At 61.1% G+C, this 21,451-nt stretch carries 5 protein-coding genes; all 5 read left to right on the forward strand.

Translation table 11 applies throughout. The features are described from left to right. The first annotated feature begins 10 nt into the window (after window positions 1–10). The 5 genes from AC5V87_RS09195 (at window position 11) to AC5V87_RS09215 (ending at window position 21,300) form a co-directional block, all read left to right on the forward strand. Window positions 11–1,873: a VMAP-C domain-containing protein gene (locus AC5V87_RS09195; RefSeq protein ID WP_495370732.1), complete on the forward strand. Its 1,863-nt coding sequence runs from the start codon at window positions 11–13 to the stop codon at window positions 1,871–1,873. Further along, a complete protein-coding gene (locus AC5V87_RS09200) occupies window positions 1,870–2,901 on the forward strand; it encodes an AAA family ATPase (RefSeq protein WP_456840423.1) in 1,032 nt (343 codons plus the stop codon). The genes AC5V87_RS09195 and AC5V87_RS09200 overlap by 4 nt, the downstream gene beginning before the upstream one ends. A 1-nt stretch (window position 2,902) precedes the next feature. Next, on the forward strand, window positions 2,903–6,664 hold the full coding sequence (locus AC5V87_RS09205; protein WP_495370733.1) for an SAV_2336 N-terminal domain-related protein: 3,762 nt from the start codon (window positions 2,903–2,905) through the stop codon (window positions 6,662–6,664). 714 nt (window positions 6,665–7,378) lie between these two features. Then, window positions 7,379–7,765, forward strand: a complete 387-nt coding sequence (locus AC5V87_RS09210; RefSeq protein WP_495370734.1) for an ectoine synthase — start codon at window positions 7,379–7,381, stop codon at window positions 7,763–7,765. 449 nt (window positions 7,766–8,214) lie between these two features. Beyond that, complete coding sequence (locus AC5V87_RS09215) at window positions 8,215–21,300, forward strand: non-ribosomal peptide synthetase (protein ID WP_495370735.1); 13,086 nt, start codon at window positions 8,215–8,217, stop codon at window positions 21,298–21,300. The last annotated feature ends 151 nt before the right edge of the window (window positions 21,301–21,451 follow it).

Genomic DNA, 21,451 nt, shown 5'->3' on the forward strand with positions numbered 1-21,451 from the left:
GAGAGAGATTGTGGCCGTAATCGTTGGAATCGAGAAATATTCCCGTAGCGGAATCGATATCTCCTCGCCGTTTGCTAATGCGATGACTGCTGCTCGCCACCTCTTGGGGATGGGCGCCAAGGCAAAGAACATTCATCTTCTCGTCAATCGGACCTCATCGTTAGACGGGTATAGGGGCGAAGTGGACATCGAGAGATTTCGGGCCGAGGGCGTAACAGTCTTGGAGGAACCGACGAAGGCGGCTATTCTCAATGAACTGGCCTCCCTTCCAGCTGGGATACCGCCGGACTCGCGGTTGTTCTTATACTGGTGCGGACATGGATATGCCGGCGCAGGAGATCGGATCCTTCTTTGCAGCGACTACGATGCTGCGAGATGCGATGACCGCACATTCAATGCCACACGGAGATTCCGTCGGCTCGGCTCCCACCCGGAATACACTTGTTTCACCGAGCAGATCTTTCTGGTCGACGTCTGCGCAAGGTACAGCGACACGATCGATCCGGACCAGCTTTCGGTCACCGGGCAACGCCACGCAAAACAGGTCGCAGCTTTCGCCACGCGGGAAGGCGGGTACTCCAGAGGCGGATTTTCTGACGTCGCGCTGGATTGGCTCGGTCGGCAGAAAACCTGGCCTGACACGGGTATTGTGCTCAAGACACTCCTACCTGAGCTGGATAAAGCCAAGCTGAAGCCGTTCACACTTGATGCCGATGACGAGGCGACGACGATCGCGGGCCGGCGGTTCGGCGGAGCCTCCGCACGGTCATATCCGCCCCACGTGTTGGAGATGCAGGCGCTGCTTGCCAGCGCGAATTTGAGTTCGCAAACAATCCGCAACTCCTATGAGGCGACCCTTGCAGATTTGAGACTGCCGGTGGAAGGTGATCCCGACCTGGTCCTGATGCTCGCCGAGCTCGCGGAAATGTTGGATGCGGAGGAAGTTACGGACATATCGGACGCCTTCCTGCAATTCGTGACGAGGCTCAGTTTTGAACCTGAGGGCGCGCCTCTGAAACGTTGGCTTGAGGAGTTGCCAGCACCACTCGCGTACCGGCGAAACTCGGTCAGGGAAAGATTAGCCGCCGAAGCCGACGAGAAGCTGCTCATCGTTGAAATTGACGGCAATGAACGCGCAGACCCTTCGCTTCTTTCCGCATTTGCATGCACACGGGCGGGGAAGTGGCTGAATGTTCCGCCTTTCCAGCGGCAGTTAGCGGATTGGGATGACCTGAGCGCTGCCGTGAACGGCGCGCTCGACTCCATGGTTCAGAAAGGAGTCCAGATCAGCGAGATCCAATTCGTGGTGCGGCCGTTCCTCTTTCATCACGAATTCCACAAGATATCGCGGCCCAACGAGGGCGAACTAGGTGAGCACTACGTCGTGGTACTGCGCGACAAGTATCGAGCCTATCAAGATCCGCCGCCACAAGCCGTTCTGGCTTACAAGCAGGCAATGGCGAAATGCTCTCCGGACAAGATCAAGCTCATACAGATTCCCAGCGAAGCAACCAAGCTGCCGCAGATGTTTTCTGGTGATCAAGGCTTCTGCTATGCCGGCTTCATTTGCGGGCCCGATCCTCACGCGGAAACAGCTCGCCGCGATATTCTAAGACGCGTGGTGCTGCGCGGAGTTGGTTACGCCTATTGGCTTCAGAAGGAGCCGGTCTGCGGCGGAGACTGGACGATCGCACTGAAGAAATATCTTCTAGACGCCCTAGCCGGTGTGGGGCAGCTCAAAGACCTTCCAAGCTGGATTCGTAACGGACGGCAGGAATGCAACGAGTTGGCGGTGCACGGGGCCTTGCTATGGGACGATCCTGATTTCAAGCCATTTTTGAAACTCTCATCTCCTTCGCGAACGAGCACATGACACAAGACTGGAAGATATTTACCGGCAAAGACGCAGAACAGACCGACAGGCTCTACGATCTTCCGCCGGCGCCGCCATGGCGGTTCGCTGGCCGCAACAGCCAATTATCGCGTCCCGCGGGGCTGGACTTGGCCTCCGAGAAGAAGAGGGCCGATCCCTTTATTCCCACTGAACCGATGAGGATGGCTGTCAATGCTGCCCTCTATCTTAGGCGCCCGCTGCTCCTTACCGGCAGGCCAGGAACTGGCAAATCGACCCTCATTTCGAAAGTTGCTTACGAACTCCGCCTTGGATCTGTCATCCGTTGGCCGATCTCCTCGAAATCTACAGTGAAGGGCGGGATCTACGAGTATGACGCGGTTGGCCGCCTCCAAGCGAGCAAGACAAAGGATCCGCCTGTGGAGGACTTCCTCCGCCTTGGCCCCTTGGGTACAGCGCTGATGGGCCAGACCTGGCCGCGGCCTCTCCTCATCGATGAGATCGACAAGTCCGATCTGGATTTCGCCAACGATTTGCTGAACGTTATTGAAGAGGGTACCTATGAAATCCCCGAGCTCGTGCGCTTGAAGCCAAAGCCGACGACAGCCCGATCCCGCAAGCGCGGCACGAATGCGCACGAAGTCCGGGTGCGAGACTACTTTGGAGATCTGGTCACGATCGTCGACGGAAGGATCGTGTGCGGCGAATTTCCTTTTGTGGTCATCACTTCGAATGCTGAGCGCGATTTTCCTGCTCCTTTTCTGCGCCGCTGCATCAGATTGAACGTTGCCCAGCCCTCCGAGACACAACTGGCTGACATCGTCGAATCACAGCTCGGCAAGTACGAGGATGAGGATCGCACGAATAAGAGACGTCACCTCATCCAGGAATTCGCGGAACGGCTGGCTAAAAATGAGGATCTCGCAACGGACCAGCTGTTGAACGCCATGTTCCTGACGGTCTCGCTAGCCGATGGTACAAGATCCTTCGACAAGGAGGAACTCGAACGGCTGAAGCAAAACCTTCTCCGCTCACTCACCGCGAGCTGATATGCAGCTTTCCGACCTTCTGAAGGGGCTGCGCTCGGGCGGTGTAGATCTAGCCGCTGAGCATATGCTCGACTGCTTTTGGCTGGCCCACCACGTCAGTGGCAAGCTATTCGACGAGGTGGAAGACGTGCAGCAACGCACGCCCGCGGTCCAAACGCAGCCGGTCTTCGGTGGTGCTGCCGTCACCGAGCGGACCAGCGAAGCCACCGCCGGTCCACGAAGCGCCGCGCCCGCTCAAGTCTGGGCCGACGCGCCGAGCGGGGTGGGGACGCGCAGGGCCTCGCTCGGCTCCGTTCCTTCAGCGCGTGCCTTACCAAACCGGCTAGACTTCTCGCGCGCTTTACGGCCGTTCACGCTCCGTAGAAAATCTGCCGAGCGGACAGAAATGGACGAGGAGCAAACAGTCGACGCATCCGCCACCATCGGTTTTCCCTTTCCGATGCTCAAGCCGTCGGAGCAGCGCTGGTTTACCGTCGATCTCGTGCTCGAGGACGATCCGGCGATCCCAATCTGGCGACAAACACTTCGCGAATTTTTCAAGATCCTGCATGAAAGCGGCGCTTTCGACGATGTGCGTTTCTGGCATCTTGAGAAGCGGTCGCGCGCGACGGATGCGGAGGGTTCTGATTTCGTGCTCGTGTCACAGGCTGGCGCCCGCATCTCAACGAAGTTCGTCGCCGGCAGCGGAGTTGCAAGGCTCGTCCTTCTCGCCACGCACGGTTCTTCGCCGAATTGGACGAATGGCAGTTATGATCGGCTTCTGCGCGATTGGCTGGACACATCGTCGGTCGCTCTCATCTATTTACTGCCAGAGCGTGATCGGAAGCGATCCCCCTTAGGAGAGCCTCAAGGCCTCTGTTCGGCTGTGAAGCCGGGACTTCCGGTAGCGCAGCTCGACGTGCGCCGTTATTGGTGGACGATCTCTGACGAAACGACCAGTCCCTTCGTGCCGGTGCTAGGCCTGGATCCCGCGAGCGTACACCGATTTGCCAAGATGCAGATGGGTCTCGGCGGAAGTAATCCGGTGATCTTCCTGGATTCCTCGCGCATCACGTCATTGCTGCCGAACCGGGCCAACCGTTCCGAGTCCGATTTCGAGCAGATCATCTCAGCTCTCGCGGTGCAGTCACCCGACGCGCTCAGGCTTGCGCGTCTATTGTGCACGACCCCCTTTACGCTTCCCGTCGCGCGGCTGATCCAAGAAGCAGTTCTCGGACGAGATACCTCTCCCTATGTGCTTGCGCAAGTTATGCTGAGTGGGATCGTCGGCACCGCGGAAGCGGCGGCGAGCAGCGATCCGGAGCGCACCTATTTTGAGGTCCGTGCGCTCGCTCGAAGAATCTTATTGCGGTCTCTGCGCAAGTCTGAAGCCGAAGCTGCTGCGTCCGAGTTGGAGGCGCGCGTGTCGATGCACTTGGAAAATATCCAGGATCGCGTGGGCAGATACGCGGTGAGATACCTCGACGAACGCGGTGAACATTCAATTCCCGATTTCGCATCAGCATTCGCCCGAGTGAGCCGGGCTCTGCTTGGCGATCCAGCAACGGCCGCCGATTTGAAAACGAAGGCTCACCAATTTAGAAACAGGTTTTCCGAGCGCCGGCTTGCTGACGTCCTGGATAAGCTCCGATATGGACGCCATCTACCACTTGACCCGGAAAGCACAGAGGATGACGTTTGGAAAGCGCTGCTTGAAACCGGACTCGTACGGCAGAACTCGAGCGGCGAATGGCGGCTGAGGGTCGGAGTGTGGGAGGAAATTGCGGGCGAGCCGCTGACCGGCGATGAAGGCCAGCAAGCTCCGACTGCACCCCTCAAGACGGTTAGCCAGTTCGCCCTGGTCATTGGCGCTCCTGGCGTGCCTGGGATGCCGCTGATCGCCGACGCGCAAGCCGACGCGGAAAGTTTTGTGGGGTGGCTCGGCGAAATAGGCATCGCCCGCGAGCAGGTTCTCTATTTGGAGCAGCCCGACCGAAGTCAACTGCTGGATGCGGTAGAAAACTTAGCAAAGCACGCCAAAGGCGCTGGCGACCATCGCCGAGTTTTCATCTATTTTTCTGGACATACGGTTGTCGACGGCCAGCAGCAGCTCTTTCTGAGGATGGGCTCGTCAGACCCGGAAGATATTGCGCTCTCGGAGATTGTATCTCAGTCGGCAAATCTCGGATCGTTTGACGATATCGTGTGCATAATCGATGGAGAAGGCGCGCCCCTATTGGGGAGTGAGCCTATCATGCCGCTGTCTTTCGTGCAGCGGATACCTCATCCCGTGCTCCCAAACATCATGACAATTGTTGCCCAGGGATTTGGGCGGCGGGCTATTGCACCACGGTCCTTTACGGCGGAGATACTGGATGCCTTGCGTACGGCCACCGTGAACGGCTACGTGACGACGCGATCCCTGACCCAAAGGTTGCATAAGCGTCTGAGTAGCGAGGTCTCGATTCGCCTATCCGGGAATGATTTCACGATTTGCGGACCTCTAGCCGGAATGATTCCGACCCAAGGCCCAATCCGATCTACGTGGATCGTCACCAGTATCGGCGAAGTGAAGGAACTGCTTGCCCGCGAATTTCGTCGGACTGGGAGCTCGCGGGACGAGCTCGATTCGTTTGAACTCAAAGGACCCGATGGCCGGATGAGCTTGTCACTTTTTCCGAGCAAATTTCGCGTGCCGCGTGCCGATCCTCCTCAGGCAATCATCGTGGTCGGGACCGCTTATCGAGCAAACGAGTCCGACCGAAGTCGACTATTGGTCGCGACCGAGTTCGCCCAGGAGGAGCGCGAAACGCTGGCTCCTTCAATGAGACTTCTCAATGCTGCGCATAGAATTTCCTACGACGACGATTGGTCTCGGTATATCTCCATCCCAAACGCCGGATCGCCGCATGTAACTTTCGGGACTCTCGCCGATATGCGAATGGAAGGGGGCCGCTCGGCGTTGTCCGCCGCTGGCTTTTCGTCCGGCATGGACGAAATCGCCGAACTGCAGGAGGAGTTTCCGCAGGCGCATCTTCTAGCAGTATGCGTGTTGAGCGATGCTCCGCGACAGGATCTAACGGCCAATAGACAGCTTGCGTCGTTATTCGTGCGCGCACTTGTTCAGTCTCTGCTGGAGGCGCCGGAAGAGGAGCAAAGCCGATCGTCAGTTGCCCTCGATGTTCGACAACAGCTCGAGCGCCGCCTCACTGCGGCCCTGGCCGCTTTGCCGCAGTCTCCAGCCGAGGCCGAGAGCGAGCTTGGACACGTCGCAGAGTTGTTGTCGAGAGATGGCAAACAAGACATCCCATGGATGCATTTAGAAGCCCAGCTCGCCGCTGCCTATGTCGAAGTCTCCTCCCGGATAAACCAAGCAAAAAACCTCTCCGCGGCGATACAGCACTACCTGCGCCTTCGGGACTATTACTCCAAAGCCGAACGGGATTCGCTTGAAATCGCGCGCATGGAGAGCCACCTAGGTGACACTCTCTCGCTCAGAGGGGAGCTTACTCAAAGCCTGACTGATCTCGAAGCCGCAGAGGCGTGTTTCCGAAGGGCCGCAGACCATTTCCGCGCCGCTAACCGGACGAATGAGGCAGCGAGCCTACAACACCGCGTCCAGGTGTTAGCCGATCGACGACGAGTGCAGAGCGCCTTTCAAGATGGTCCTGTGACTAAGAAGACCCGCCCAAGATCGCCACGAGCGAAGAAGCCCCCAAAGTCTGCTAAATCGGCGGCCAGAGCTCGGAGGCCGAAGCGCAAGGTTGCCAAAAAAAAGAAATAGCTCAAAGGGCAGCCAGAGGGCGGCGCAGCTTGTGCCACGATTTCCGACGTTCACAACGAGTTTCCGAGCGCGACGCCCGGAGTAGTTTGCAACTTCTAAAAGCGCGGATTGAAGCGGTTTGGTGATCTTGAGGCTCCGCGCTGCTCGACCGGTTCTCGCTCGAGGACCTGTTTGTATTTGGCCATTATCTCGCCAGTTTGTTAGATTGGCTACACGCCCAGCCAAATCGTTCTAATCGCTAGCCAGCTGAGACAGCCACAACTTTTATCTTTCATCGGTCTGTTATCGCGGCATGGGATTTGCTCTCCTAGCTGAGACGCTGGCGAACCCTATTCGCGGCGAGAGGCACAGCAAGGAAGGAAACAACTTGCCAAATTTGCGACTGGAGACAGTTCATGTCGCCGGCAATATCTCCAGCAGCATTCTGGGAAATACAAAGGTAAGCGGTACCGCGCGAAAGGTGGAACACCAAGCTGGTACGCGCCGATCCGGGTCGGCTGCGAAATACCCTAGTCGATGTGGGGCAAATGGCAGGGCGTTTGCGTGTAGCCAGTCCCGTAGGATTACTGCACGGGTTCTCGGCAACCGGCGGCGGGGTTTTTCGACGGAGATCCCAGTCGGCCGCGCGACAGGGGAGGTCGCAGTTCCGGGGCAGAACAACCGCCTCCAGCTTTTGGATGAATCACTTCAATCTGCACGGGGCAATCGAACACTATGATTGTGCGTAGTCTGCACGACGTTGAAGCAACCGATCACTTCGTCGATTGGGGCAATGGTACTAGCCACCGTCTCCTCACGGATAAGGACGGCATGGGTTTTAGCATCTGCCACACTGTCGTGCGCGCCAACACCGTTTCCCTTCTGCAATACCGGAATCATCTCGAAGCCTGCTACTGCATCGGCGGAGAGGGCGAGGTCGAGGACATGGACGGCAATGTCTTTCCCATTCGCCGGGGCGACATGTATGTGCTTGACAAGCATGACAAGCATTTCCTGCGCGGGGGACGGGGCAAGGACATGATCCTCGTTAGCATCTTCAACCCGCCCCTCACCGGAACCGAGCGCCACAAGCTCGACGACCCGGCAGGCTCTACATATTGAGCGATGCGAAGAAACACCAATCCAATATGCACTGCCGCTAATTGCCAGAAACGTTGACTCGAGCCATCCAGCACTGGCCCGTACCGCACGCGCGGACCTCAGAAGAAAGTTCTGTCCCGGTTTTGCGAAGGGCGCACGCGATGCGGTTCGGCTGAGCCGACAAATTACTTTGGGAGGCCAGGCTTGTCCGGAAGACCAGGCGGTGGATGCTTATGCCGATTAATGGTGCGCTCAGTTGTACGATGTCGGGCGACGCTGTTGGAGAACTGACATAGCACCGCTGTGACGATCGCAGTGATTGCACTCGATTTCACCGTTGGCACGATACATGCGTAATCCTCTAAAGAGCGCCATAGAGGAGAAGTCGTTCGATGAGAACGCTTACCAGAAACGCTGACGCGGTTGAGTGGCAGCTGCGATACTGCCGACATCATATTTGGTGATGCGGAATGAGCGATGAACAGGTGCAGAGCATATCTGGCGCACATGAGCTGCTGACGCGCGGTGAGGAGTTTTGGCGACGGCGCCTCGAGCAGTTTAGAAGATTGCATCCTCCTTTCGTGTCATCATCCGTGGCTGCGGCGCCTTCCCGATGGCAGTCGAGTTCGTGGTTTAGCCCAAGCGCTTTGGCTAAACGTTCCCCACAAGATCGCTCGGAATATTTGGTAGCGGCTTGGCTGATCTACCTCGCTCGGATGACGGGGCAAAAAGAGTTCCAACTGGGATGGAAGCCTGCATTGGACGGATTGCAAACTGGCTGCAAACTCGTCGAGATGTTGATTGCCTCCGTCGTGCCGATGGATGTTTGCATCGAGCTCGGTCATGATTTTGAAGAAGTCCGCAAAACCGTAGCGACCGAAGTCGCTGAGTTGAGAGCGCACGCTGGCTTTTCCCGAGATCTGATCGCGCGCTGCCCGACATTGCGAGGAGTGGAGGCGCTGCGGGCGCGTCAGCCTTGGCCGATCGGCATTGCCATCAGGACAGAGAGCTGTTCCCTCGCCGACGATCTGTCGACGAACCATAAGGCTGCCCAAGCCTTATGCGGCGATTTGCTGACCTTTGAGGTTCGCGCTCTGGATGGGAGCTTCCGCTGGCATTTTGATGCCGCTCGATTTGCGCCCAAGCAGATTGACCGCATGACGCAGCATTTGCAAGGGTTGTTACGCGGCGTGATGGACGATGCGGGGCAGTCTGTCGGCCGAATCGACTTTCTGCCACCTGACGAACGCACGTATCTACTCGAGGATTTGAATCGAACGGCGGCGCCCTTTTCGTTTGAGCGATGTATCCACGACTTGTTCGAGGCGCAGGTGCAAAAGGCACCGGAAGCGGTGGCGGTGGTCCATGAGAAGGAGAGACTGAGCTATGGCGAACTCAATGCGCGGGCCAACCGGCTGGCGCATCATCTGATCGAGCTCGGCGTCAAGCCGGACCAGCCGGTGGCGATCTGCCTGGGACGCAGCCTAGCGATGGTGGTTGGTGTCTTAGCGATCCTGAAGGCCGGAGGCGCCTATCTGCCGCTAGATCCGGCGTATCCCTCAGCGCGGCTGCGGCAGATTGTCGACGATGCAAAACCGAAACTGCTGCTTTGCGATGTCTCCGGTCGAACCGCATTGGGCGCCGAGGCCGTGGCCGATGTGAAGGTGGTCGATCTGGAGACGGCGGCCCCGCCCTGGGCCGAGCGGCCACCTTCCAACCCGGACCCAGTCACGCTTGGCCTCACATCGCGCCATCTCGCCTATGTGATCTATACCTCCGGCTCAACCGGAATCCCCAAGGGCGTTGAAATGTCCCATGGCGCGCTTGTGAATTCGCTTGCCGGGATTGGCACGTCAAAACTGCGCACACTTCAATTCGCAACCCTGAACTTCGATGTGTCCTGCCAGGAATTGTTCATCTGTTGGAAGGACGGCGGTGCGCTTGTGCTCGTGCGGGAAGAGACCCGGAGGCGCTTCTCCGACCTGCTGGAATTTGTACAGCGTGAGGCGATCGAGCGGCTTTTCCTGCCGTTCGTAGCATTGAATCATTTTGCGGAAGTCTGGAGCAGGCAGCGCGTGCAGCTGCCCTCCTTAAGAGAGCTTTATACAGCCGGCGAGCGATTGCAGGCCACTCCACTGCTTAGGACGTTCTTCGAAGCACACCCGAACGCGAGATTGATCAATCAATATGGGTCCACAGAAATCAGCGTCATTTCCGAGCACCGCCTTGCAGCTGATCCGTCATGTTGGTCCGAGATGCCTCACGTCGGGCGTCCAATTGCCAACACGCGGGTGTACCTGCTGGACGGCCATGGCGCGCCCGTGCCGTTCGGCGCGGTGGGCGAGCTTTACATTGGCGGGGCGGGGGTGGCTCGGGGCTATCTGAACCGCCCTGAGCTGACGGCCGAGCGGTTCATCGCCAGTCCCTTTGTCGAGGGCGATCGGCTGTACCGGACCGGCGACCTTGCACGTTATCTGCCGGACGGCAATCTTGAGTTCCTGGGCCGCAACGACGATCAGGTGAAGATCCGCGGCTACCGCATCGAGCCGGGCGAGATCGTCGCAAAGCTTTGCGAACACGCCTCGGTGCGCGAGGCGGTGGTGGTGGCGCGCCAGAACGGCGCCGGTGACAAGCATCTGATCGCCTATGTGGTCTGCGCGCCCGAGGCCGGCTCGGACGACGGCGATGCACGCGGGCTTGCGGGCGCCTTGCGCGCGCACTTAAGTGCGCGGCTGCCGGACTACATGGTGCCGAGCGCGTTCGTGCGGCTGGCGGCGCTTCCGCTCACGGTCAATGGCAAGCTCGATCGCAACGCGCTGCCGGCGCCGGCCGATCAGGCCTATGCGCTGGCAGCCTATGAGGCGCCGCAAGGCGCGGTCGAGACGGCGCTGGCGCAGATCTGGGCCGAGCTCCTTGGTGTCGAGCGCATCGGGCGCAACGACCACTTCTTCGAACTGGGCGGCCACTCGCTCTTGGCCGTGCAGATGTCGAGCCGGCTGTCACACGCGGTTGGGGTCGACCTACCGCTGTCGACGCTGTTCGCAAGGCCAGTGCTGACTGACCTGGCGGCAAGCATCGTCGAGCTATTGAGCCGCTCCGGGCCGCAACAGCTACCGTCGATTGCAGCCGTGTCGCGCCATGAGCCGCTTGTGCTGTCGTTTGCGCAGCAGCGGCTATGGTTTTTGGCGCAGCTGAACGAAGGCAGCACGAACTATCACATTCCGCTGACCCTGCGACTGCGCGGTGTGCTCGACCGCACCGCCTGGCAGCGCAGCCTTGACCGTCTGTTTGCGCGTCATGAGGCGCTGCGCAGTGTCTTTGTCGCGACGCAAGGTAAGCCCCGGGTTGAGGTTCTGCCGCCGGATGCGGGACTGCCGATAGTTGACCACGATCTGCGGGAGAGATCGGATGCGGAAGCGGCACTTTTGGATCTGTGCCATGAAGACGGGCGCACGCCGTTCGATCTTGCGCGCGGTCCGCTGATCCGCGGGCATCTGGTGCGGATGTCGGACGAGGAGCACGTCTTCCTGCTGACCCAGCATCACATCGTCTCGGACGGCTGGTCGATGGGCGTGCTGCTGCGTGAACTTAGCCAGCTTTACCGGGCGTTCGAGGCTGGGCAGGACGATCCTCTGCCGCCGCTTGCGATCCAGTATCCGGATTACGCCGCCTGGCAACGCCAATGGCTGTCGGGGGAACGGCTGCAGAAGCAGGCGCAGTATTGGCGCGGCGCCCTGGCAGGCACGACCCGTCTTGTCTTGCCGACGGACCGTGCGCGGCCTGCCCAGCAGTCGTTTGCCGCGGCCACGGTCCCGGTCACCGTCGATGCGGATCTGACGCGGGAGCTGAAGCGGCTGAGCCTGCAGCATGGCTCGACGTTGTTCATGACGGTGCTGGCGGCCTGGGCGGCGGTGCTGTCGCGTCTGTCGGGGCAGGACGATCTTGTGATTGGCGTGCCGAGCGCCAATCGGGGGCACCGCGAGATCGAAGAGCTGATCGGCTTCTTCGTCAACACCCTGGCGCTTCGGCTCGACCTGTCGGGCAAGCCAAGCGTGTCCGAGCTTCTGGAGCGGACGCGGCGCACGGTGCTGGCTGCGCAGGAGCATCAGGACCTGCCGTTCGAGCAGGTGGTGGAGATCGTGCAGCCGCCCCGGGCTCTTGATCACACGCCGTTATTGCAGGTGATGCTGGCCTGGGAGAACAATGCGGTTGGGTCATTGGAGCTGCCGGGGCTGAGTGTCGAAGCTGCCGGGGACGAGGTTGATCAAGTCGAGTTCGATCTGGAGCTGAGCCTTGGCGAGCATGGCGAAGAGATCGCCGGAACGCTGGCTTATGCCACGGCGCTATTTGATCAGGCGACGATCGAGCGGCAGCGTGGTTATCTGCTGGCACTGCTGCGGGCGATGGCCGCCGATGCGCAGCAAGAGGTCGACGGGATTGAGCTGCTGTCGGCTGCCCAGCGCACGTATCTGCTGGAGGAGCTGAACCGGACGGCGGCGCCATATCCTGCGGAGCGGTGCATCCACGAGCTGTTCGAGGCGCAGGTGCACAAGGCCCCGGATGCGGTGGCGGTGGTCTGCGATGATGAGCGGCTGAGCTATGGCGAGCTCAACGCGCGGGCCAACCGCCTGGCACATCATCTAATCGCCCTCGGGGTCAAACCTGGGGATTGCATTGCCACCGTGCTGGACCGCTCCGCCGCTCTTGTGGTGGCACAGCTGGGGATTCTGAAGGCCGGCGGGGTGTATGTACCGATCGATCGCGCCCTTCCGGTGGCGCGACAAGAATTGTTGATCGCCGATTGTGCTGCACGCTTGGTGCTTTGCGGGGATGATCGGGTTGAGGCGACGATACCTGTTCGTGCTATTGAGCCGCTTATAGCTGGTACGGAATGTAGTTCCGATCCTGGGCTGGCGTTGAGCGCTGAAACCGCCGCTTACGTCATGTACACCTCCGGCTCAACTGGCCTTCCCAAAGGAGTTGTTGTTCCTCATCGTGCCGTCAACCGGCTCGTGATCAACAGTGGGTATGTGAAGATCGATGCAGGAGATCGGGTGGCATGGGCTGGCAATCCCGCCTTCGACGCAAGCACATTCGAGGTATGGGCACCGCTGCTGAACGGTGGTTGCATTGTTGCCATGCATGCGGCCACCGTCAGGGATACTGCTAGTTTTGCCCGGGCGCTTGAACAGCATCGGGTGACGTCACTGTTTCTGACAACAGCATTGTTCAACCAATATACATCCTCGATTGCTCCGACGTTGGCGCAACTGAAGCACCTCCTCTGTGGGGGTGAGCGCGGTGATCTTGCCTCTTTTTTGAGAGTGTTGAAAGAAAACGGCCCCGTGCGTCTCATGAACTGCTACGGGCCCACCGAGACGACGACCTTCGCGACGATCTGGACTTGCCCGGCTGATTTCAATGGGTCGTTGGTCCCGATCGGGCGTCCAATTTCCAACACGCGGGTGTACCTGCTGGACGGCCATGGCGCGCCCGTGCCGTTTGGCGCGGTGGGCGAGCTTTACATTGGCGGGGCGGGGGTGGCACGGGGCTATCTGAACCGCCCTGAGCTGACAGCCGAGCGGTTCATCGCCAGTCCCTTTGTCGAGGGCGATCGGCTGTACCGGACCGGCGATCTGGCACGTTATCTGCCGGACGGCAATCTTGAGTTCCTGGGCCGCAACGACGATCAGGTGAAGATCCGCGGCTACCGCATCGAGCCGGGCGAGGTCGTCGCAAAGCTTTGCGAACACGCCTGGGTGCGCGAGGCGGTGGTGGTGGCGCGCCAGAACGGCGCCGGTGACAAGCATCTGATCGCCTATGTGGTCTGCGCGCCCGAGGCCGGCTCGGACGAGGGCGATGCAGGCGGGCTTGCGGGCGCTTTGCGCGCGCACTTGAGTGCGCGGCTGCCGGACTACATGGTGCCGAGCGCGTTCGTGCGGCTGGCGGCGCTTCCGCTCACGGTCAATGGCAAGCTCGATCGCAACGCGCTGCCGGCGCCGGCCGATCAGGCCTATGCACTGGCGGCCTATGAGGCGCCGCAAGGCGCGGTCGAGACGGCGCTGGCGCAGATCTGGGCCGAGCTCCTTGGTCTCGAGCGCATCGGGCGCAACGACCACTTCTTCGAACTGGGCGGCCACTCTCTCTTGGCCGTGCAGATGTCGAGCCGGCTGTCACACGCGGTTGGAGTCGACCTACCGCTGTCGACGCTGTTCGCAAGGCCAGTGCTGACTGACCTGGCGGCAAGCATCGTCGAGCTATTGAGCCGCTCCGGGCCGCAACAGCTACCGTCGATTGCAGCCGTGTCGCGCCATGAGCCGCTTGTGCTGTCGTTTGCGCAGCAGCGGCTATGGTTTTTGGCGCAGCTGAACGAAGGCAGCACGAACTATCACATTCCGCTGACCCTGCGACTGCGCGGTGTGCTCGACCGCACCGCCTGGCAGCGCAGCCTTGACCGTCTGTTTGCGCGTCATGAGGCGCTGCGCAGTGTCTTTGTCGCGACGCAAGGTAAGCCCCGGGTTGAGGTTCTGCCGCCGGATGCGGGACTGCCGATAGTTGACCACGATCTGCGGGAGAGATCGGATGCGGAAGCGGCACTTTTGGATCTGTGCCATGAAGACGGGCGCACGCCGTTCGATCTTGCGCGCGGTCCGCTGATCCGCGGGCATCTGGTGCGGATGTCGGACGAGGAGCACGTCTTCCTGCTGACCCAGCATCACATCGTCTCGGACGGCTGGTCGATGGGCGTGCTGCTGCGTGAACTTAGCCAGCTTTACCGGGCGTTCGAGGCTGGGCAGGACGATCCTCTGCCGCCGCTTGCGATCCAGTATCCGGATTACGCCGCCTGGCAACGCCAATGGCTGTCGGGGGAACGGCTGCAGAAGCAGGCGCAGTATTGGCGCGGCGCCCTGGCAGGCACGACCCGTCTTGTCTTGCCGACGGACCGTGCGCGGCCTGCCCAGCAGTCGTTTGCCGCGGCCACGGTCCCGGTCACCGTCGATGCGGATCTGACGCGGGAGCTGAAGCGGCTGAGCCTGCAGCATGGCTCGACGTTGTTCATGACGGTGCTGGCGGCCTGGGCGGCGGTGCTGTCGCGTCTGTCGGGGCAGGACGATCTTGTGATTGGCGTGCCGAGCGCCAATCGGGGGCACCGGGAGATCGAAGAGCTGATCGGCTTCTTCGTCAACACCCTGGCGCTACGGCTCAACCTGTCGGGCAAGCCAAGCGTGTCGGAGCTTCTGGAGCGGACGCGGCGCACGGTGCTGGCTGCGCAGGAGCATCAGGACCTGCCGTTCGAGCAGGTGGTGGAGATCGTGCAGCCGCCCCGGGCTCTTGATCACACGCCGTTATTGCAGGTGATGCTGGCCTGGGAGAACAATGCGGTTGGGTCATTGGACCTGCCGGGGCTGAGTGTCGAAGCTGCCAGGGAGGAGATTGATCAGCTCAAGTTCGATCTGGAACTGAGCCTTGGCGAGCATGGCGAAGAGATCGCCGGAACGCTGGCTTATGCCACGGCGCTATTTGATCAGGCGACGATCGAGCGGCAGCGTGGCTATCTGCTGGCGCTGCTGCGGGCGATGGCAGCCGATGCGCAGCAAGAGGTCCGCCGGATTGAGCTGCTGTCGGCTGCCGAGCGCACGTATCTGCTGGAGGAGCTGAACCGGACGGCGGCGCCGTATCCTGCGGAGCGGTGCATCCACGAGCTGTTCGAGGCGCAGGTGCACAAGGCCCCGGATGCGGTGGCGGTGGTCTGCGGTGATGAGCGGCTGAGCTATGGCGAGCTCAATGCGCGGGCCAACCGCCTGGCACATCATCTAATCGCCCTCGAGGTCAGGCCGGACCAGCCGGTTGCGATCTGCGTCGAGCGCAGTTCGATGATGGTTGTTGGGCTTCTGGCGATCCTGAAGGCCGGCGGGGCGTATATGCCGCTGGACCCGGCCTATCCGCCGGCGCGGCTGCATCAGGTGCTCGACGACGCGGCGCCGCGGCTGCTGCTGGCCGATGTGGCCGGCCGTGCCGCCTTCGGCGCAGATGTGCCGGCCAATATGAGCATTGTGGAGCTCGATGCTGCGGCGCCGGCCTGGGCCAGCTTGCCGGAAGCGGATCCCGACCCGCGCGCGCTCAGCCTGACCTCCCGCAATCTCGCCTATGTGATCTACACCTCGGGATCCACGGGCGCGCCCAAAGGGGCACAGAATGAACATCGGGCTATCGTCAATCGCCTGATCTGGATGCAGAGCGCCTATGGCCTGAAGGCAACAGACGTCGTGTTGCAGAAGACGCCATTTAGCTTCGATGTCTCCGCCTGGGAGTTCTTTTGGACTTTACTTGAAGGGGCAACGCTGGTACTGGCGCCGCCCGGTGCGCACAGAGATCCCGATGCATTGGTCGGCTTGATCGTCAGCCAGCGCATCACGACGATTCACTTCGTGCCATCCATGCTGGTCAGCTTTTTGGATGCGCAGAGTGTTGAGCGCTGCACATCGCTGCGGCGGGTTGTATGCAGCGGCGAGGCGTTCCCTGCCGCCAGTGTGCATAGGGTTCGGCACGTATTGCCCTGGACGGACCTGCACAATCTCTACGGTCCGACTGAGGCCGCGATCGACGTTACATCCTGGAGGTGCCCGGCTGAGTTTGATAACGCTATCGTCCCGATTGGCCGTCCGATCGCCAACACGCGGGTGTACCTGCTGGATGGCCATGGCGCGCCCGTGCCGTTTGGCGCGGTGGGCGAGCTTTACATTGGCGGGGCGGGGGTGGCACGGGGCTACCTGAACCGACCTGAGCTGACAGCCGAGCGGTTCATCGCCAGTCCCTTTGTCGAGGGCGACCGGCTGTACCGGACCGGCGACCTGGCACGTTATCTGCCGGACGGCAATCTTGAGTTCCTGGGCCGCAACGACGATCAGGTGAAGATCCGCGGCTTCCGCATCGAACCGGGCGAGATCGCAGCAAAGCTTTGCGAGCACGCCTTCGTACGCGAGGCGGTGGTGGTGGCGCGCGAGGATGGTCGCGGCGAGCAGCGCCTCGTTGCGTATGTCGTTGCCTCTGAAGCCGAGGAATCTGATCTTGCCGGCGGTTTGCGGGCGCATGTGAGTGCAGGGCTGCCGGACTACATGGTGCCGAGTGCGTTCGTGCGGCTGCCGGCGCTTCCGCTGACGCTGAACGGCAAGCTCGATCGAAACGCGCTGCCGGCCCCTCGCGACGAGGCGTATGCGCGCCGGACCTACGCGCCGCCACAGGGCGAGATGGAGACGGTTCTGGCGCAGATCTGGGCCGAGCTGCTGGGGCTGGAGCGGGTCGGACGAGACGACAACTTCTTCGAACTGGGAGGGCACTCGCTCTTGGCGGTGCAGATGATCGAGCGTCTACGGCGGCGGTCACTGCGCATCGAGGTGCGCACCTTGTTCGTCAAGCCCGTGCTGGCGGATCTGGCTGCAAGCCTGGATCGTCATTACGAGGCGGCGGTCCCGGCCAACTTGATCACCGAGCGGAGCGCGGCGATCACGCCGCAAATGTTGCCGCTGATCGAGCTCACGCAGCGCGAGATCGACCGGATCATCGCCACGGTACCCGGCGGGGTTTGCAACATCCAGGACATTTACGGCCTGTCGCCGCTGCAGGACGGCATCCTGTTCCATCATTTGCTAGCGGCAAAGGGCGATCCATACCTACTGGTGTCGCTTATGGCGTTTGCCGAGCGTGGGCTGCTCGATCGCTATCTTGCCGCGGTCCAGCGGGTGGTGGATCGGCATGACATCCTGCGTACCTCGTTTGTCTGGGAGGGGTTGTCTCGGCCAGCCCAGGTGGTGTGGCGGCAGGCGCGACTGGAGGTGATTGAGGTTCAGCTGGATGGCGCTCACGGCACTGGCGCCGAGCAGCTCAAGGAGCGGTTTGATCCACGTCAGCACCGCATCGAGCTTGGCCGCGCGCCGCTGCTGCGGTTTGTGATTGCACGCGAGCCCGGTAGCGCGCGCTGGCTGCTGCTGGAGCTGCAGCATCATCTCATCGGGGATCACACGACGCGCGACGTGATGCATGCTGAGGTCCGGGCCGAGCTGGAGGAGCGTGTGCATGAGCTGACGGCGCCGCAGCCATTCCGTAATCTGGTGGCACAGGCGCATCTACGTGGTGATGCCAAGTCCGATGAGGCCTTCTTCCGGGAGCTGCTGGCCGACATCGACGAGCCGACCACGCCCTTTGGCTTGAGCGAGGTGCGCGGCGACGGTGGCGGGGTTCGAGAGGCTCATCGGATGCTGCCGCCAGCGCTCCATGCGCGGCTACGCGAACAGGCGCGGCGGCTGGGGGTGAGTCTGGCGAGCCTGTGCCATCTGGCGTGGGGACAGGTGGTGGCGCGCAGCAGCGGCCGAGAGCAGGTGGTGTTCGGCACGGTGCTGTTAGGCCGGCTGCAGGGCAGCGCTGGCGCCGACCGCGCCATGGGGCTGTTCATAGACACCCTGCCGGTGCGGCTTGATCTCGATGAGACCGCCGTCGAGGCGAGCGTTCGGATGACGCACGCCCGGCTGGCCGACCTGCTGGCACATGAGCATGCCTCGCTGGCATTGGCACAGCGCTGCAGCGCTGTTGCCGGGTCGGCGCCGCTGTTCAGCACGCTGTTGAACTACCGTCACAACATGGCGCCGGCTGTGCCCGGCTCCGGGACGGATGATGTCTTGTCGGGCATGGAATGGCTGGGCGGGGAGGAACGCACCAACTATCCGCTGACCCTGTCGGTGGAGGATTATGGCGAGGCGCTGGGCCTCACTGCGCAGGTGGCGGAGCCAATCTCGGCGGATCGGATCTGCGGCTACATGCAGCGCGCGCTCGAGGAGCTGGCAAAAGCGCTGGAGCACGCCCCGGATACGCCGGTACGCTACCTCGACGTCCTGCCGGCCGAGGAGCGTACCTATCTGCTGGAGGATCTGAACCGGACGGCGAGGGCCTATCCGTCGGACCTGTGCGTCCATGAGCTGTTCGAGGCGCAGGTGCAAAAGGCGCCGGAGGCGGTGGCGCTAGTCTGCGATGATGAGCGGCTGAGCTATGGCGAACTCAACGCTCGGGCCAACCGCCTCGCACATCACCTGATCGAGCTTGGGGTCAAGCCGGACCAGCCGGTTGCGATCTGCCTCGAACGCAGTCCGGCGATGGTGGTTGGTGTCTTGGCGATCCTGAAGGCGGGCGGTGCCTATCTGCCGCTGGACCCAGCCTATCCCAGCCAGCGGCTGCACCAGGTTGTCGACGATGCCGCGCCACGGCTGCTGCTTTGCGACGGCGTTGGTCGCGCAGCACTCCGCCCCGAGGTGCTGACCGATGTGACAGTCATCGATCTGGAGACGGCAACGCCCGCCTGGGCCGAACGGGCAGCTTCAAACCCTGATCGGCGCACGCTTGGCCTCACATCGGACCATCTCGCTTATGTAATCTACACCTCAGGCTCAACCGGAATCCCAAAGGGGGTCATGGTCGAGCATCAGGGGTTGGTCAATCTGCAGTCGGCTCAGGTCGGCCTCTTTGGCGCTTCTTCCAACAGCCGGGTCGTGCAGTTCGCCTCCATTGCTTTTGATGCAAGCGCTTGGGAGCTTGTTATGGCGTTTGGCTCCGGAGCCGCTTTGCACTTGCCGGCCGAACAGATCCGTCAAGCGAGTAACAAGCTATCGGATTATCTCCAAAGCGAAGCCATCACCCACGCGACATTACCCCCCGCGTTGCTTCAGACCAGCAAGGATCCGAAAGGTTTGGCTGTGCAAGTTCTCATTCTTGCCGGAGAGCTGCCGAAGCCAGAACTCATCCGAAGTCTGGCCCCAGCATCAATTGTCAATGCTTACGGCCCGACCGAGGCAACAGTCTGTGCGACGATCTGGACTTGCCCGGCTGATTTCAATGGGTCGATGGTCCCGATCGGGCGTCCAATTGCCAACACGCGGGTGTACCTGCTGGACGGCCATGGCGCGCCCGTGCCGTTCGGTGCGGTGGGCGAGCTTTACATTGGCGGGGCGGGGGTGGCACGGGGCTACCTGAACCGCCCTGAGCTGACAGCCGAGCGGTTCATCGCCAGTCCCTTTGTCGAGGGCGATCGGCTGTACCGGACCGGCGATCTGGCACGCTACCTGCCGGACGGCAATCTTGAGTTCCTGGGCCGCAACGACGATCAGGTGAAGATCCGCGGCTACCGCATCGAGCCGGGCGAGGTCGTCGCAAAGCTTTGCGAACACGCCTGGGTGCGCGAGGCGGTGGTGGTGGCGCGCCAGAACGGCGCCGGTGACAAGCATCTGATCGCCTATGTGGTCTGCGCGCCCGAGGCCGGCTCGGACGAGGGCGATGCAGGCGGGCTTGCGGGCGCTTTGCGCGCGCACTTGAGTGCGCGGCTGCCGGACTACATGGTGCCGAGCGCGTTCGTGCGGCTGGCGGCGATCCCGCTCACGGTCAACGGCAAGCTCGATCGCAACGCGCTGCCGGTGCCGGCCGATCAGGCCTATGCGCTGGCAGCCTATGAGGCGCCGCAAGGCGCGGTTGAGACGGCGCTGGCGCAGATCTGGGCCGAGCTCCTTGGTGTCGAGCGCATCGGGCGCAACGACCACTTCTTCGAACTGGGCGGCCACTCCCTCTTGGCCGTGCAGATGCTCAGTGGAGCATTAAATCTTGGGCTAAGTTTTAGCGCCATCGACCTCTTCCGAGCCCCTGTTCTGAAGGAGCTTGCATCGAAGATTCGTTTGCAGGTGCAGCCCAGTAACAGGGCGGTGATTCCCGTTCGATCGACCGGATCGCAGCCACCTCTCTTCTTTGTCCCCACAGGTTTTGGGGATTGTTCGTATGTCCTCAGTTTGGCAGCGGAAATGGATGCAGACTGCTCGGTCTACGCTCTGCCATGGCCCCCGTTCGATGATGTTCGTCCACCGACGCTCGAGGCGATGGCCGCGGAGGTGATTCTTGCGATTAAACAGATCCAGCCGCGTGGCCCATACCGCTTTGCTGGATACTCATCAGGTGCAATCCTGGCTTATGCAATTGCCGAGCAGTTACTGAGTGTTGATGAAGTTGTGTCATTCATGGCGTTCATCGATGTTAGTCTACCTGCGGCTTCTTCAAACGAATCGCTGAAGAATTTGGCACGAGAATTTGTTTTGGATCGTTGTGGAATCTTACGCGATGCGTATCGCGAGATTTTAGAACGGGACACCGAAGAATGTTCCATCTCTGAGTTGCTTGAAAAGGCGCAGCAAATAGAAGCGCTAGCTCCAGATCACGATCTTCACAGTGACATTTCGATGTATCAAAAGGTCGCGACATTTCACCGCGCGCTACGATCGTATCGCGTTCCGTCGCTCCCGATTGAAATCCACCAGTTTTATGCCAGTGAGCCTCTCATCGGTCGGTTATCAGCTGACAAACAGCCTGATCGCGACTTGCCAAAGCAGGGCTGGGACCGGGTCGTGGATGCTGGGGATATTCATACTGTGCCCGTTCCAGGCGACCACGCGACAATGGTGAACCATCCAGAAAACCGCCGAGTTCTGGCTCGAGCCATTTCAACAGCCTTGATCGCGACTGTTGAATAGACCGAGAGAGCTTCTCCGAGGCCTCAGGGTTCGAGGGTTAGTCTCCAGTACCGGCGCTTCTTGAACACGGGCGACTCCGTCGTGGAGCGGATGAGCTCCGCCTCAAGATAGAGCCGCGGCGCTTGCCAACCCGCCACCGACTTCGGATGTG

It is taken from the genome of Bradyrhizobium sp. SOJA106, assembly GCF_059448745.1.